Source organism: Nonomuraea longicatena (assembly GCF_039525605.1).
GTDB lineage: Bacteria > Actinomycetota > Actinomycetes > Streptosporangiales > Streptosporangiaceae > Nonomuraea > Nonomuraea longicatena.
The window spans coordinates 202,986-216,955 of sequence record NZ_BAAAHQ010000021.1 but is presented as its reverse complement, the minus strand read 5'-3'; the positions used below and the strand labels follow the sequence as shown (position 1 = coordinate 216,955).

The following is a 13,970-nucleotide window of genomic DNA, read 5'->3' as shown; positions in this document are numbered from 1 at the left end:
CCCTGACCGCACACTGGAGGTGCGACTGTGAGCAACAGTAACCCCCCGACACCCCTCCCCGAAATGGCCTGCCACGTGCCCTCGGTCGTAGTGGGGGCTACCTGTCTGCAACTGCTGGCCCAGGGGTGGATCACTTCGACGGGCCTGTGCCCGCGCTGCACGGTCACACTCATGGCCGGGTTCGTCCACGCGGTCCCCGAGCCGCTCGTGTGGAGCGTCTTCTACAGCAACAAGCTGATGGAGGCGGAGCAATGGGCGTCCTGACGACCGACCTCGCCCGCCGCCAGGCGCTTGCCATGTCTGTGGTCCGCGAGCCGTGTTTCACGGCCGAGGATCCGCCGTTGGCGATGGGGTGCGCGCTGTGCGGGCACCCGCCCTACGGGCACGGCTGTGCCATTCTCGGCGCGCACGAGTACGAGGTGCCGTCAGCAGAGCTGATGGCCGAGCGGCTCCGCCTGTACAGGGCGCTCGGGTTGCACCGGCGCCGCATGTGCGAGGCCGAATTCTGCCGCGACCATGCGTGCGTGGCCGTGCCGGAGCCGGTCGACAGCGTGTTGGAAGCGGCTCCGTTCGCTGCCGGCCCGGCCGTCGTGGACGCCTTGGAAGCCGCAGAAGTCATCGCTCTTCACCCGACGACGTCTCTCCTTCCTGATACGTCGAGTCCAAGTCGAGACGACGTTCGCCCGACTGCCCAGGCGGCGACCTGGTCGACGCCTGGTCGCCGGCGAAGGGCGATCCTTCACCCGCCACCCTTCGACCGAGTCGGCGTGGGTGCTCGGACGCGTCACCCGACGGCGATGCCCGAGCATGCACAAGATGCTCCAACTCGACGGCCGCGTTCGTATCTGGGGCGGGTCTACCCGCCGAACCGGCCCGAACCGGTCGGATGGCACCAGCAGCGGCAACCCACGACCTTCAGAGAAGGGGTGCGCTGATGGGCGTTCGGAGCCTGGGCGACGCGCTGGCCCACCGGTTCCCGGTGGTGTTCCAGCGGTGGTGTGAGCTGGAGTATGTACCGGCGGAGTGGCGTGACAGCGGCTACCGGGTGCGGGCGCTGATCTGGGCGTCCGCGCTGGCCGTGGGCGCGAACCAGCGTCGCATGACCGCGCTGACCATGGCGCTGAGGGACGGCGTCCCCATCGTGGACATCGCCCGCGCGCTCGACGTCCGCCCCGATGCCCGAACGATCCGGGAGCTGTGGGAGCCGTGGGCCCTGGGTGAGATGGTCAGGCACCGCCAGGGGCAGGGAGCGTTGTCGCCCGAGGAGTTCGAGAGCATCCGCGGCTCTCTGATCGCGGAGGAAGGGCCACCGGCATGACCACGACGGCCGTATCCCGCATCTCGCCGTCCTCAGGTGGAGCCGAGCTGAACGGCTGCCTGTCTCCCCACCTACCGAAGCCACAGGTGGACTGCATTCGGCTGGTCTGGCTCGCGGCGCGACACGAGCTACGCCGTCGAGTACTTCTGTGGACCTGCCACTGTGGCGGCATCGCGTACGAGCTGTGTGCCTCGGGCGGGCAGACGTTCCTCCGTCGCGAGGACATGCGTTTCCGGAAGGTCGCCGAGACGCACCGCATGCGCACACAAGAAGGCCACGCCACCTGGCAGGCCCTCCTCCAAGGCCACGTGAGATAAGTCCGGACAAGATCTCGGCCATGCCGCACTCCCAAAAGGTACGGCGCTCCGCCCGTGTCCCCAGTCGGGCCGTGGGTCCGACCCCTCGCGGCCCTTCCTCTCCCACCCCTTGCCCATCTGGGTGGTCAACCACCTACGCCCACCCCACCAAAAGGCGCTCGCTCACGCTTGCCCGTGCTCCTTCCAGGGGCAAGCCCAGGTCTGGGCAGGGAAACGCTGCCCAGCGACGAGTTCAGGGGACGATCGCGGAGCCAGGCCCCATCGGCCCGTGGTGCGGAGGACATCGATACCCCGACTGGGGCTGCACACGACCGGAACGAGCTCTGACCGCGCACTGGAGGTGCGACCGTGACTCCCCCAGACCCTTCCGCCACGCCGTCGAAGACGACAGAGACGGCACAGTCGCGAATGGGCACTTGCGCGACGGCGCTTGCGGGGAACCACTCGCTGATTCAGGCGAGCGTGCGCCCTTCGTCAGTCCACCTTGTGATCGCGGCTCGATGATGTCGTTCGTCAGGTGCCAAGAAGGTACGTGCCATCGTGGTGACGTACGGCGGGGCTGCCTTTGAACCACATGGCGTCGAGGACGCGGACGGCGAACGCCTCGGGAGCCAGAGCGACGACCTTGTCTTCGTGGGCCCAGCAAAAGGCTTTGGCTTCGTCGGTTTCGACGAGGTGTCCTCCCGTGACCTTGCAGCGGAAGACCAGCGCGACGATTCCTCGTGCCATGTTCTTGTACACGCCGGTGAGGGCCAGCGGCTCGATTTGGAGGCCCGTCTCCTCCTCGATCTCCCGACGGAGTCCGGCGTTGATGTCCTCGTGAAGTTCGAGCACCCCACCGGGAGCTTCCCAATGCCCGTTGTCACGCCGCTGGGTGAGCAGGGCTCGCCCGGCATCGTCGATGATCACTCCCGCGACGCTTACGGAATGAGTGTTCGACTGGCTCATGGAAGACCTCACGGCGATATTCTCGGCAGTGGTACACGTATGTACGAGTTGAGGAGTTCGACATGTCTGAGCTACCCCTTCCCCACCTCGATCCGATCAGCGACCGGGCCGTCTTTCGCCAGATCGCTGACCATATTAGGCACGCAATTGAGACAGGTGCGCTGAGCGCGGGCGACAAGGTGCCCTCGGAAGCGAAGCTGATGCAACACTATGGCGTCGCCCGGATGACCATCCGTCATGCCCTCCAAATCCTGCAGGGAGAGGGGTTGACGGTCGCCGAGCACGGGCGTGGCGTCTTCGTCCGCACTCGCCCGCTGGTCCGTCGACTCGCATCCGACCGCTTCGCCCGGCGGCATCGCGATCTGGGCAAGGCGGCGTTCATCGTGGAGACCGAGGGCGCTGGCGGCACTCCTACCGTGGACTCCATCGCGATCACGGAGGCTAATCCATCCCCTGATGTGGCGGCGAGACTTGCGCTCGACCTTCGAGAGCTCGTGGTGGCCAGGACCCGACGGTACTTGATCAACGGCCAGCCGGTTGAAATGGCCACATCGTATATCCCTCATGCTCTCGCGGTGGGTACGCGAGTCATGCAACCCGACAGCGGACCCGGTGGGATCTATGCGCGCCTGGAGGAGAAAGGGCATCGCCTCGAACGCTTCGAGGAAGAGGTCAGGGCGCGCATGCCGTACCGAGATGAGGTCCGCGCACTGGAGTTGGCTCCAGGCGTTCCGGTGTTTCACCTCATTCGGACGGCGTATGCGGTGGGCGGTCGAGCAATCGAAGTGTGCGACACCGTGATGTCGACTGATGCCTACGTGCTCACGTACGAGTTGCCGGCCAGTTGAGGACTTGACCGGCTCCTCTAGAGGAGTGCTAGCATGTTAAACGTGTCTACTCATCTAGGCGAGTAGACGTCTATGAATGTCATCGACTTGCTCAGACGACTGCCGCTTCAACGACTCGGGCCCGCCCGGCGATACGAACGCCGGACGGGCCCTTGATCAGGAATCGAGGTCCTGACCATGAGCAACAGTAACCCTCCGACGACGTGCTTCACGGCCGAGGATCCGCCGTTGGCGATGAGGTGCGCGCTGTGCGGGCACCCGCCCTATGCGCACGGCAGTGCCATTCTCGGCGCCCACGAGTACGAGGTGCCGTCAGCAGAGCTGATGGCCGAGTGGCTCCGCCTGTACAGGGCGCTCGGGCTGCATCGGCGCCGCATATCTGAGGCCGGTACGTGCGTGACCATGCCGGAGCCGGTCGACAGCGTGTGGGAAGCGGCTCCGGTCGATGAGCCGTTCGCTGCCTGTGAGGACTCCTCGGAAGCCGCAGAAGTCATCGCTCCTCACCGGACGACATCTTTCCTTCCTGATGGGCCGAACCCAGTCCAAGACGACATTCGTCCGACGGAGCAGGCGGCGCCGGGCAGTCGGCGAAGGGCGATCCTGCGCCCGCCGTACGTCGGCCGAGTGGGCGTGGGTGCTCGGAGACGTCTCTCGTCGGCGACGCCCGAGCATGTACGAGATGCTTCAACCGGATGGCCGCGTTCGTATCCGGGGCGGGTCTATCCGCCGAACCGGCCTGAACCGGTCGGATGGCAACAGCGGCCGCCCGCGACCCTCAGGGGAGGGGAGCGCTGATGGCGGTTCGAAGCCTCGCCGACGCGTTGCGCCGCGCCTTCTCCATGGTGTTCCAGCGATGGTAGGAGTTGGAGTACGTACCGGTGGAGTGGCGCGATAGGAGCTACCGGGTGCGGGCGCTGATCTGGGCGTCCGCCTTGGCGGTGGGTGCGAACGAACATCGCATGACCGCACTCACGAAGGCGCTGAGGGACGGTGTTCCCATCGTGGACATCGCTCGCGCGCCCGATGCCCGAACGATCCGGGAGCCGTGGGCCCTGGGTGGGACGGTCAGGCACCGCCAGGGGCAGGGAGCGCTGTCTCCCGAGGAGTTCGAGAGCATCTGCGGCTCTCTGATCGCGGGGGAAAAGCCACCGGCATGCGGTCGTCTTCGGGTCATGCGCGATCCTCTGGCGCACGACGTGATGCGGAAGTCGTGATGGACCGTGAAGAGGAATCAGGGGATCGCCGAAGTACGGGTGTTCCGATGTAATCGACTGAAAGGCTGGCATGCATGCCAGCTCCCCCGAACTCGGCGCCGCCCAGCGAGGGCACCGACGCGCAGGTGATCGAGGCGTCGCGGCGTCACCCTGATCGCTTCGGGGCCGTCTTCGATCGCTATTTCGCACACATTCACCGCTACATTCACCTGCGCTTAGGCGAATCGGCCGCGGACGACCTCACTGCGGAAACCTTTCTGCGTGCCTTTCGCGGCCGGGACCGTTTCGACCTCACCTGTCCCAGCGCCCGCCCCTGGCTGTACGGCATCGCCTCCAACCTGGTCGCCGAACATCGTCGCGGTGAGGCGCGCAGATATCGGGCGCTGGCCAGAAGCGCCGATGTCGCGGAGATCGCCAGCCACGACGAGCGCGTGGTGCAACGGGTCTCCGCGGCGGTCATGCAGCCGAGGCTGGCCGCCGGCCTGGCCCGGCTCTCGGCCGGGGACAGGGACGTCCTGCTGCTGGTCGCCTGCGCCCAGCTCAGCTATGAGGAGGTGGCCGAAGCCCTCGGCATACCTCAGGGAACGGTGGGATCGCGTCTCAATCGCGCCCGCAAGAAGCTCCGCAAGATCATCGGTCCCGCCGGGGAGGCACTGTGACGAACGAACTCGAAGTGATCAAGGAGCACCACGACAGTCTGCCCGGACCCGGTCCCGAGGTGGCCGCGCGCGCATGGGTGCTGGTGGCTCAAGAGATCGAGGCCGGAGGGGACGGCAATCAGCCGGCGCGATCACGTCAGCGGCCTGCTCGCGGGCTTCTGGGCGGCGGATGGGTGCTGAGGGCCGGCGTGGCCGTGGGCCTCGCGGCGGCGGTGACCGCGGGATTGGTCTTGGTGCGTGGAGGTGACGGCTCCGCTCCGTTGGGGACGCCTCCGGCCAGCGCCGCCGAGTTGCTCAGAAGTGCGGCCTTGGTCGCGGCGCGGGAGGACGTACGGCCCGGTCCGGGGCAGTACTTCTACATCGACCAGAAGACCGTCACGTTCGCCAGCGGCTTCAAAAGCGAGTACACCCAGGACGTGCGCCGTGAAGTGTGGACGTCGGCCGAAGATCCCTATGAGGCCGCCCTGACCCGCTCGACGTACGGAAAGACACATGTCATCAGCGGACGAAGCCCGGAACACGTGCAGTCCCCCGGAACGGTGGAGTACCAGCGCGCGGGGCAGTGTCGCCAGGGCTCCCTGGGCCTGCCTCCGCAGGCCGCCGATCTTCCCGCCGATCCCGATCGGCTCCTGGCGAAGATCCGCCAGGACGCTGAGGGCTTCGTCCGGGCCGACCAACGCAGGCGAGGAGAGAAAGACCTGGCCCAGAACGAGATCGACATGCGGGTCGAGAAGGTCATCGGGAGCCGGTTGCTCAAGCTGGCGGAGAACCCGCTCACCCCGTCTCAGACCAGGGCCACGGTCTTCGGAGCGTTGTCCAAGATGCCGACCGCGACCATCGTCCCAGACCTCACCGACCCTGCCGGGCGACGCGGGGTAGGCGCCTCGCTCAAGTTCGAGAACCCCGGCGGCTGGGAACGCGCGGAGCTCATCTTCGAGCCGGACACGTACCGGTTCCTCGGCTACCGCAAATGGCTCGGGCGGAAAGACGGCGGACAGGCCAAGGAGATCGCGGGTGGCAGCATGGCAGTGATGGGAGTAAAGGTCGTCGACTCCATGGCGGAGGTCCCGAAGAACGCCGGCGAGCCGATGTCCTGCTGACTCGATCGTCTTGGGCGAGCGCCGTTGTCGCACCGGCCGATGCTCAGGCACCCGCTCGGCATGGAGCACTCCTGGTCCCGGCAGGCTGGCGCCGGTTCGCGCGCCAGACTGCCGGGACGGTCCTCAGCCGCTCAGACCGGGGACGAGGTTGATGTCGACCGGGTGGCCCATGGTGGAGATGCGCCAGTCCGCCAACTCCTGGTACTGCGGGGAGTCGTACCAGCCGCGCGCGGCCTGCTCGGTGGGAAAGCGAAGGATCGCCGTCCTGGTGTAGTCCACTCGGCCTTCGAGCCGCTCCGGCGCGGTGAAGGCCAGCAGGTCGCCGTTGAACAGCTCCAGGGTCGCCCCGACGTTGGCCAGGTAGTGGCCCAGATCGCTGTCGGGGGTGGCGTCGGTCCTGACGATGACCACGTAGTGCATGTCTTGCTCCTTCACTTTCATGTTAAACACTTAAGCATTGAAGCGTACGAGGTCAGACGCTAGGCCACGGTTCCTGCCAATGTCAAACGGTATAGCGTTGAAGTGTTTTGGTAGGGTCGGCGCATGGGTGACACGGCCGATACGATCATGGAACAGTGGGGAGCCGTCCGGCCCGAGCTGGACTCCTGGCCAGTGGGAGTCGTGGTGCGGATCTTCCGCGCCTCCCGGCACCTCGAAGCGGGGTTGAAGGACTACTTCACGGCCCACGACCTGGAACCGTGGGAGTACGACGTGCTCGCCACCCTGCTGCGTTCCGGCGAAGACGGCACCCTGCGCATGAGCGACCTGGCCGGGGCCGCGATGCTGACCCCCGGCGCGCTGACCAACCGGGTCAACCGCCTCGTCGCCAGAGGACTGGTCACCCGCGAGACGGACGCGGACAACCGTCGCACCGTCAAGACGACCCTCACCGACGAAGGTCGTCGGCTCGCCCACGACCTCATCGAGGGCCACTTCGCCAACGAGCTGAGCCTCATCGACGGCCTCAGCCGCGACGAACAGGCCCAGCTCGCCACCCTGCTGCGCAAGCTCCTGATATCACTCGGGGAATGATCGCCGCTGCGATCCGCCGTCCGAGCGCCCGCGGGTACTCCGTGTTCACGGTGCCACGCCTCAGCACTGGACGGCTCCCAGAATCTCCGCCGGACGTTCCCCGGTGTGTGCACGCCCGCGCCTCCGATGGGCGGGCATACGTTCGCCGTCAACGAGGGTCATCGCGGCCAACAGATCGGCTGGTACTTTGCGGATCATGATTGTCCGATGCGTGGACAGGATGTGAATGTGGAAGCGCTGGAAGCGCTGTTACGAGCAGGGTTGCCCGCCAAGCAGGGACAGGCACGCTTGGAGTTTGCCGAGCCTGGCCTCGTACTCATGTGCGACGGATCCCTCAGCGTGAGGTTGTCCCTGCACAACGATGACACCGGCGAATGCGCAGAGCAGGCAGTCCAACTGGTCCCGGCAGGTCAGACTCTCGGGCGCACCCACGCCTATGTTCAGGCGTGGGTTCAGTCGCTGCCGTCCCTGCTGGCCTGCGTCGTCGACCGGACAGGTGGACGGTCCATGACACCCGGCATGCTGGAGTTCTCCCAGGTTGTGCTGAAAGACGACCAGGTGCAGACCACGACGCAGTTTCTTGAGCGGTTCGCCGATCCCCTCGTCGTTGAGGCGTGGGCCGCAGCGGCCGATGCCATCAACGACGAGGAATGGATCCGGGCTGTGTGCAGGGACCTCAGACTCGGCGAGCACGCGGACGAACTCGTGGCACTGCGTCGCGCCGGGATCGGCCTGACTCCTCGCCGTAACGGCATGGCCGCAGGTCGCACCCACCTGGGTGGGGTCCCCGAGCTTCCACGGGGGGCACTCTGGCCACATCGCCAAAACCATCCCATGACCCTCTTGGCGCAGATCGACCTGGCCGAGACGAACCGCTGCGATGACGAGCGACTGCTACCCCCGGCCGGGCTCCTGCAGATCTTCGCCGACCTCACCGGTAACACCGCCTGGGATGACCTGACCCATGGACCAGGAGTTCTGGTCCTGACCCAGCCACCCCAGGCTCGCGACCTGGTCGTCACAGAAGCTCCCACAGGTACGGCGATACTCCCGCACCGCGCGGTGATCCCGGTCGTGGATCCGTCACTGCCTCCTCTGGACAGCCCCTTCTACCACGACCTCACCGGCCTGGACCTCGCCGGAGACGACCCGGCCCACCTGAGCGAGAGACTCGCGGCATTCAACGAGTTCCATCCTCCGCTGGATGACGATGACCGGCCCCGGCACCGCCTGCTCGGCTACGCCGACCCGCTACAAGACGATCCGTGGCGACACTGCGCAACCACCGACCCGAGGACGCCGCCAACCCAATGGCAGCTCCTGGCCCAGATCGACTCCGAACCAGACGCTCAGCTCGGCGACAACGGCCTGATCTACGTCTTCATCCCGCGTGACGCGCTGGCGGCGGGTGACTTCTCCCGAGCCTGTGGTGTGTGGCAGATGCATTGACCGCCTGCGGGCGCGTCCACGGACGGGGTGTGCGCGTCTCCGCTCGCCAGGCAGGGGTCCTGCGGGGCAGTAGTCCCCGAACCCGCAGGTCGTGCCGGCCTTCAGCACGCAGGCACGTAGGAACTGAACCTGCAGAGATGATCAGTACGTCAGTTTCGTCAGGGGTGGTCGCTAAGTTGTGTTGGCATGGCGACATCCTCCCGGCAGAAGCTGCCGATCCTCCATGTGGTTGACGAAGACTTCGTTCTGCCCGATCGGGGCGATGAGCAGGAAGGGCCCGCGTCGGCGGTTCCCGCTGGCGACCCGGATGAGGCGGTGCGGCTTTTCCACCACTACCGGCGGCTGATGGCGCAGATCCTCGGGTACGAGGAGAAACTCCCCGGGCCCGCGAGCGAGGACGACCTCGTCGCGGTGGAGCAGCGATTGGGTGTCGCGCTGCCTCCGGACCTCCGTGCGCTGTACGGCATCGCCGACGGTGATGGTGACCTCATCAACCCGCTCTTCGACCGGAACGAGTGGCTGCCCCTTTCCGAACTCGGCGATCAGGATGACGAGTGGCTCGACATCTCGCAGGAGTGGCAGTACGAACCCTGGCGCGAGACGGTCTTCGATGCCCAGCCCCCGAATACCGTCCGAAGGTCGCAGCTACGTCCGGACTGGGTCCGGTTCGCGTTCGACACCGGCGGCAACTGGCTCGCCGTGGACATGGATCCCGGTCCGGACGGTCGTCCCGGACAGGTCATCAGGCTCGGAGTCGACTACCGGCACGGGCCCACGTACGTCGCTGACTCGGTGACCACGTTCCTGCGCCGTTTGGTGGAAGCGCTGGAACGCGGTGACTACACCAGTCACGACAGGAGCCTGTGGATCGACTCGGACCTGCCGGATCTGCCCCGCGAGCACTCCAAGTACCGCGACGACCGGCCCTCCCTTGCGCGGGCCACGCAGGCCGGTCCACGTGTGCAGGAGGTCCGGGTGGCCGACGTAGAGGATTGCGCATTTCTCGCTGCGGTGCCCGAGGTGTCGTCGCTGGCGCTGTCGAGCAAGGGTTCGCCCGACCTGACCCCGCTCGGCGGCCTTCCGATCGAGTATCTGGAACTCGATGTGGACTCGCCCGACCTGACGGCGCCGGCCCGGAACCGGGAGTTGCGCTCACTGTCGGTCACCTGTGCGCGGCCCGTCGAGCTGGCTCCGCTCCGTACGGTGCCGAACCTGTGGGCGCTGGACATCGCGGCGGCATCCGTCGCCGACCTCGCCACGGTGGCCGAGCTGAAGGGCCTGCGGTACCTGGAGGTCACCCAGGACCAGTGGCGGGAACTGTCGGAACTGGACGACCTGCCGCCACTGGCCGTCATCGGCATCCACCCCCGGCGCCCCGACCGCGACGTGCGGTTCTCAACGGACTGGGTCACCGACTACGGCGAGCCGCCAGCCTGAATCGGTGCAACCAGAACGGACGTCACCAGACCACGGATGATCGTCGGCTCCCGTCGGCCGGGCTCGTCCAACCCCGCCCGCTCGTGCCGATCAGCCGCCCCTGCTCACCAGCGCGGCCAGATCGGAAAAGCCTTATCGAATCAGCCGACGTCGCTGTCATCCCGGGGTCTTCGTTTCAGGTCGGCGGGAATCGGTGTTCCCTATTTTGAAATAGAGGCGCGGCTCTTTCGAGCGTGGCCGAAAGACATTGACCCCCTTGTGGCTGGATCGGAGACTTCACCCACGGCGCCGGTAAAGAAACGGCGCACGAAGAAGGGAACTGTCACAGTGATCCGACTGGGACGTACCGTCGCCGCGCTGGGGGCGGCCGGCGCACTGGCCCTGACCCTGGCCGGTGGCGCCACCGCGGAGACGGGTAACGCCGCCGTCCAGACCACGACTGCCGGCGCGCCTGAGATCAGGCTCTCCGAGCCGGAGAAGCAAGCCTTACAGGCAGAGGTGGACAAGCGCCTGAAAGACTACGGCGGCGGCAAGCAGATCGGCATCAACCAGATTGCCTACCAGGACAATCAGCTCATCCTCACCTTGCCGCTGCCGGGTGAAAAGAAGGCCCGCACGGTCAATGAGCCCATCACGATCCTGGGGACCCCGAACTGCAGTGCCTTCTACGCCTGCCTGTGGTCGGACACCAACTTCAACGGCTCACGACTCAGCCTGACACAGTGTGCGACGGTCGCGCTGACAGCGCCCTTCAATTCCAGCGTGGGGTCGATACACAACACCCAGTCAACCGGGACGCAAACGATACTCATGAACGGGTCTCGGCAGATTCTGAACGCGAGCATGGCGCCGAGCACCATCAACGACACCGGGATCGGGAGCCGTTCCCACGCCCGCTTCTGGAAGGTCTGTTGATATCCAGCCAAAGGTCCTAGGGGTGGATCATGTGGTTGGGATCAGGATCTCAACCACATGATCGAGCCTCGGAAGGTGAAGCCCTGCCTCGGGGATCACCGGTCGAGCAGTGACAGGTGGTGCTGGTTTGTAGCGCTCTCCCTGGACGCCGATCCGTTCGGCCAGGTGGTCGAGGTCGATCAGGTCGTCTGCCGAGAGCGCGACCTCGGTGGCGGCGGTGTTCTCCCGTACACGGGCCGGGTGCCCGGGGATCGGGACGATCCGGGGGCGCCGGGCCAGCAGTAGCCGCTCAGGGACATCAGGGGAGTGAGGTCTCATGCCGAGACGTTGTGCGGGGTCGGGCAGGGGTGGCCGACGTGTCGGTTCGGGCAGCAGATCACGCCGACGGTGATGAAGCGACCTGCGGCCAGCCATTCGCCCCATTGGGCGTCGACGCCTCGTGGGAGCAGGTCACTTGCGAGGTTGATCCGCGCGTTGAGCGGGATCTTGTCGGTCGGCGGCTGGACGGGAGCGTACTGGTCGCCCATCCATCCGGCGGCCGCGTCCGTGTCCCCGAAGGTCCGGGCCATGCGGTTGGCCGGCTTGAGCAGCCAGTCTCCGGTCCGCATCGGCGGTAGGGGCGAGGCGGGGAAGTCGGGTGAGGTGGGACGGCGTTCGTGCTCTCGGGCGAGTTCGGTGCCGTTGCCGAGCCAGGTGTAGGCGTGCCAGTGCAATGAATCCCCCGGTTGTGCGCTCGGTGCGGTCCTGCCCGACGTTCGGTGTGGTCCTGCTGGATATCGAGGTGTGGTCCTGCCGGACGTGCGGTACGGCCCTGCCCGAGGTGACCGGGCAGGGCCGTCGAAAGGCGGCTGCCTAGATGGTCGTCATCCCGGCCGCGCGAAGCTCGTCACCGGTGAACCGGAGCGTCCCGGCATCCGGGTTCTTGCTGTCACGCAGGGCGGAAAGCCTCCGAGTGCCCCGAAATCCGGGCGATCTCGACACAGGACTCGCCTTCGCCGTCCTGGTTGGTGCTGCCGCCGCACGGGCGGTGGAACGCCAGGTCACCGAGGCTCAGTTCGTACAGATCCACCTGTCTGCCCTCCTCTGCCGACGGGCGCGGGCGGTCCGACGTGTAACCACGGCCGATGAGGTTCGGTCGGTCGTCAGTTCGGAGCGTCTCGTGCGGGACTACGGGGAGACGGCAGCCCATAACCGACTTGGCTGGTTGCCGAAGGTCGACTGTTCCGCAGGGTGTTCAGATGGCGGGTTGCAGGTCGAATACACGGACCAGGAGGCTGTGCGCGAGCACACTCGGCAAGTAGCGATGGTTGTCGAACCGCACCTCGACCTCGTGCATCCCGGCTGGCAGCATCAAGCCGCTTGGCGTGGGCTCGTGCACGTCGCCGAGGACGCCGGCCGGTGCGGCGGCGCTCGCGGTGTACACGTCGGCGGATTTGTGGAGCTGCGGGCAGGCGGCCAGCGATCCGGGGATGCAGGTACGGCAGGTGGGCGGGGCGTTGGTTATGGCTACCCCTGGCCAGCCAGGGTCCCAACGGATCGCCGTCTCGGTCAGGATCCACGGGATGCGGCCATTCGGATCGGCGGCGGGACTGCCGCATACCTGGCACCACAGGCGCCTCATGCACCGCCATTGACGTCGGGTGTTGAGCTTGCGCCACTCCGGCCTGCCTCTGCGGTGCATCCCGTAGCGAGCACGTAACACCCCGAACTCCCAGTCACCTGGAACGGGCGTCTCGTAGGTGAGTCTGAGTCGCCTCCGGGGCGCCGGTCGGCCACGAACGCGATGGCGTCCCTCACCAACTCCCCGCTGTAGGCGATCACGTAAGGTGCGCGGGACGCCTTTCCTGCGGTCCGGGCGACCGTTGTCCCGAGACCTTGTGCAGAGGCGGTGTGTTCAGTGGATTTTCCAGAACCTCGAAATCTTGGGCCAAATCCGAGAACCCGTCGATCCTGACTGTGGACTGGTGGTTTGTGTGTTCCCGCCATGTCGCCACCGTAGAAGCCGGCGTGGGCGCCAGGCTAGTAGAATTCCAGCGCTCGAATAAACTAGCTCCTGGTAAATCTCGAAGCTCACGCTCGAAAAATGGTTACCCATTCCCGCAGGTAGTTTCTGCCTTCATCGCCAAAGTGCGCAATGCTCTCGTACATATCGAAGACCTCTCGATGTTGGCCCACGTCACGGGAATCTTGGAAGACGATTCTCCCGGTGAAGGTTTCGACGGTGACAAGGTGATCGTCGTAGATTGTGAAGGTATTCAGGGGTCCGCGCGGGAGGTCTGTGCCGAACGGGATCAATCCTATTCTTACCGTTGACAGCTGTGACAGTGAGGCGATCCGGTCTATTTGGACTGCCATTGCAGGGGCGGAAATGATGCCCCACTTTATCGCCTGTTCGGTCAGAATAAAGGTGAACAATTTGGACTCGTCGTAGAGTACGGCTTGTCGTTCTATCTTTTTGGCGATTGTCTTGGCTGTGTCGACTGGACGCCCTGCCAGACTGGCTCGTATGTATTCGGGCGTTGCGAGCAATGCGGTAATCATGGACGGAAGGAAGTATCGAAGTTCCGTCGCACTTGCTTCCAGTGCGGCCAGCTCTGACTGTCTCTTCTCCAGTCCTCGCCGCCATGACGACCGATTGTCCTGCCATTCGGTGTTGGCGATACGGGCTAGAGCGGTTATCTCGTTGATCTTTTCTTGTGGTGCGTTCACCGCGCGCAGAATGCTCACCACGTC

At 65.8% G+C, this 13,970-nt stretch carries 18 protein-coding genes; 11 read left to right on the top strand and 7 right to left on the bottom strand.

The window, feature by feature from the left end; genetic code table 11:
* Positions 1–27 precede the first annotated feature (27 nt).
* From ABD120_RS20720 to ABD120_RS20710, 3 genes are read left to right on the top strand one after another with little or no spacing between them, the layout of a single operon-like run.
* Positions 28–264 carry a hypothetical protein gene (locus tag ABD120_RS20720; protein ID WP_343951597.1) on the top strand — a complete coding sequence of 79 codons (237 nt, stop codon included), beginning with the start codon at positions 28–30 and terminating at the stop codon, positions 262–264.
* On the top strand, positions 252–935 hold the full coding sequence (locus ABD120_RS20715) for a hypothetical protein (protein WP_343951596.1): 684 nt from the start codon (positions 252–254) through the stop codon (positions 933–935). The genes ABD120_RS20720 and ABD120_RS20715 overlap by 13 nt, the downstream gene beginning before the upstream one ends.
* Positions 935–1,318, top strand: a complete 384-nt coding sequence (locus tag ABD120_RS20710; RefSeq protein ID WP_343951595.1) for a hypothetical protein — start codon at positions 935–937, stop codon at positions 1,316–1,318. Before ABD120_RS20715 ends, ABD120_RS20710 begins: the two co-directional genes overlap by 1 nt.
* An 830-nt stretch (positions 1,319–2,148) precedes the next feature.
* On the opposite strand, the gene ABD120_RS20705 is transcribed toward ABD120_RS20710, so the two are convergent.
* On the bottom strand, positions 2,149–2,583 hold the full coding sequence (locus ABD120_RS20705) for an NUDIX hydrolase (RefSeq protein WP_343951594.1): 435 nt from the start codon (positions 2,581–2,583) through the stop codon (positions 2,149–2,151).
* A 62-nt stretch (positions 2,584–2,645) separates the two neighbouring features.
* Here ABD120_RS20705 and ABD120_RS20700 point away from each other — a divergent pair, with 62 nt between their 5' ends.
* The 4 genes from ABD120_RS20700 to ABD120_RS20685 all read left to right on the top strand — a co-directional run bounded on the left by ABD120_RS20700 (position 2,646) and on the right by ABD120_RS20685 (position 6,404).
* Positions 2,646–3,431 (top strand): GntR family transcriptional regulator, encoded by a 786-nt coding sequence (locus ABD120_RS20700; protein ID WP_343951593.1) that lies wholly within the window; start codon positions 2,646–2,648, stop codon positions 3,429–3,431.
* A gap of 905 nt (positions 3,432–4,336) precedes the next feature.
* Complete coding sequence (locus tag ABD120_RS20695; RefSeq protein WP_343951592.1) at positions 4,337–4,645, top strand: hypothetical protein; 309 nt, start codon at positions 4,337–4,339, stop codon at positions 4,643–4,645.
* A gap of 74 nt (positions 4,646–4,719) precedes the next feature.
* Positions 4,720–5,304, top strand: a complete 585-nt coding sequence (locus tag ABD120_RS20690; protein ID WP_343951591.1) for an RNA polymerase sigma factor — start codon at positions 4,720–4,722, stop codon at positions 5,302–5,304.
* Positions 5,301–6,404, top strand: a complete 1,104-nt coding sequence (locus ABD120_RS20685; RefSeq protein WP_343951590.1) for a CU044_5270 family protein — start codon at positions 5,301–5,303, stop codon at positions 6,402–6,404. The genes ABD120_RS20690 and ABD120_RS20685 overlap by 4 nt, the downstream gene beginning before the upstream one ends.
* A 123-nt stretch (positions 6,405–6,527) precedes the next feature.
* Here ABD120_RS20685 and ABD120_RS20680 read toward each other — a convergent pair whose 3' ends face one another.
* Entirely contained in the window at positions 6,528–6,824 is a 297-nt protein-coding gene (locus ABD120_RS20680) for a DUF1330 domain-containing protein (RefSeq protein WP_343951589.1), read from the bottom strand.
* Between the two features lie 123 nt (positions 6,825–6,947).
* Here ABD120_RS20680 and ABD120_RS20675 point away from each other — a divergent pair, with 123 nt between their 5' ends.
* From ABD120_RS20675 to ABD120_RS20660, 4 genes are all read left to right on the top strand, one after another.
* A complete protein-coding gene (locus tag ABD120_RS20675; protein WP_343951588.1) occupies positions 6,948–7,436 on the top strand; it encodes a MarR family winged helix-turn-helix transcriptional regulator in 489 nt (162 codons plus the stop codon).
* A gap of 207 nt (positions 7,437–7,643) precedes the next feature.
* Complete coding sequence (locus tag ABD120_RS20670) at positions 7,644–8,885, top strand: YwqG family protein (protein WP_343951587.1); 1,242 nt, start codon at positions 7,644–7,646, stop codon at positions 8,883–8,885.
* Positions 8,886–9,071: 186 nt separating this feature from the next.
* A complete protein-coding gene (locus ABD120_RS20665) occupies positions 9,072–10,322 on the top strand; it encodes an SMI1/KNR4 family protein (RefSeq protein ID WP_343951586.1) in 1,251 nt (416 codons plus the stop codon).
* A 327-nt stretch (positions 10,323–10,649) separates the two neighbouring features.
* A complete protein-coding gene (locus tag ABD120_RS20660) occupies positions 10,650–11,237 on the top strand; it encodes a peptidase inhibitor family I36 protein (protein ID WP_343951585.1) in 588 nt (195 codons plus the stop codon).
* A gap of 27 nt (positions 11,238–11,264) precedes the next feature.
* Here ABD120_RS20660 and ABD120_RS20655 read toward each other — a convergent pair whose 3' ends face one another.
* The 5 genes from ABD120_RS20655 to ABD120_RS20635 all read right to left on the bottom strand — a co-directional run.
* The gene (locus ABD120_RS20655; protein ID WP_343951584.1) at positions 11,265–11,555 is read right to left on the bottom strand and encodes a hypothetical protein; all 291 of its coding nucleotides are present in this window, start codon (positions 11,553–11,555) and stop codon (positions 11,265–11,267) included.
* Positions 11,552–11,950 (bottom strand): hypothetical protein, encoded by a 399-nt coding sequence (locus ABD120_RS20650; RefSeq protein ID WP_343951583.1) that lies wholly within the window; start codon positions 11,948–11,950, stop codon positions 11,552–11,554. The genes ABD120_RS20655 and ABD120_RS20650 overlap by 4 nt, the downstream gene beginning before the upstream one ends.
* A gap of 215 nt (positions 11,951–12,165) precedes the next feature.
* Complete coding sequence (locus ABD120_RS20645) at positions 12,166–12,306, bottom strand: hypothetical protein (protein WP_343951582.1); 141 nt, start codon at positions 12,304–12,306, stop codon at positions 12,166–12,168.
* A gap of 165 nt (positions 12,307–12,471) precedes the next feature.
* Positions 12,472–12,858, bottom strand: a complete 387-nt coding sequence (locus ABD120_RS20640) for a hypothetical protein (protein ID WP_343951581.1) — start codon at positions 12,856–12,858, stop codon at positions 12,472–12,474.
* A gap of 449 nt (positions 12,859–13,307) precedes the next feature.
* Positions 13,308–13,970 (bottom strand): DUF5753 domain-containing protein (locus ABD120_RS20635; protein ID WP_343951580.1); only part of this gene is annotated, 663 nt, incomplete at its 5' end.

What these genes read in the sequence shown, in the direction of transcription:
- ABD120_RS20670 (WP_343951587.1), top strand. Translation starts at nt 7,644, where the DNA reads ATGCGTGGACAGGATGTGAATGTGGAAGCGCTGGAAGCGCTGTTACGA.
- ABD120_RS20675 (WP_343951588.1), top strand. Translation starts at nt 6,948, where the DNA reads ATGGGTGACACGGCCGATACGATCATGGAACAGTGGGGAGCCGTCCGG.
- ABD120_RS20705 (WP_343951594.1), bottom strand. Translation starts at nt 2,583, where the DNA reads ATGAGCCAGTCGAACACTCATTCCGTAAGCGTCGCGGGAGTGATCATC.
- ABD120_RS20710 (WP_343951595.1), top strand. Translation starts at nt 935, where the DNA reads ATGGGCGTTCGGAGCCTGGGCGACGCGCTGGCCCACCGGTTCCCGGTG.
- ABD120_RS20700 (WP_343951593.1), top strand. Translation starts at nt 2,646, where the DNA reads ATGTCTGAGCTACCCCTTCCCCACCTCGATCCGATCAGCGACCGGGCC.
- ABD120_RS20715 (WP_343951596.1), top strand. Translation starts at nt 252, where the DNA reads ATGGGCGTCCTGACGACCGACCTCGCCCGCCGCCAGGCGCTTGCCATG.
- ABD120_RS20690 (WP_343951591.1), top strand. Translation starts at nt 4,720, where the DNA reads ATGCCAGCTCCCCCGAACTCGGCGCCGCCCAGCGAGGGCACCGACGCG.
- ABD120_RS20680 (WP_343951589.1), bottom strand. Translation starts at nt 6,824, where the DNA reads ATGCACTACGTGGTCATCGTCAGGACCGACGCCACCCCCGACAGCGAT.
- ABD120_RS20655 (WP_343951584.1), bottom strand. Translation starts at nt 11,555, where the DNA reads ATGAGACCTCACTCCCCTGATGTCCCTGAGCGGCTACTGCTGGCCCGG.
- ABD120_RS20665 (WP_343951586.1), top strand. Translation starts at nt 9,072, where the DNA reads ATGGCGACATCCTCCCGGCAGAAGCTGCCGATCCTCCATGTGGTTGAC.
- ABD120_RS20640 (WP_343951581.1), bottom strand. Translation starts at nt 12,858, where the DNA reads ATGAGGCGCCTGTGGTGCCAGGTATGCGGCAGTCCCGCCGCCGATCCG.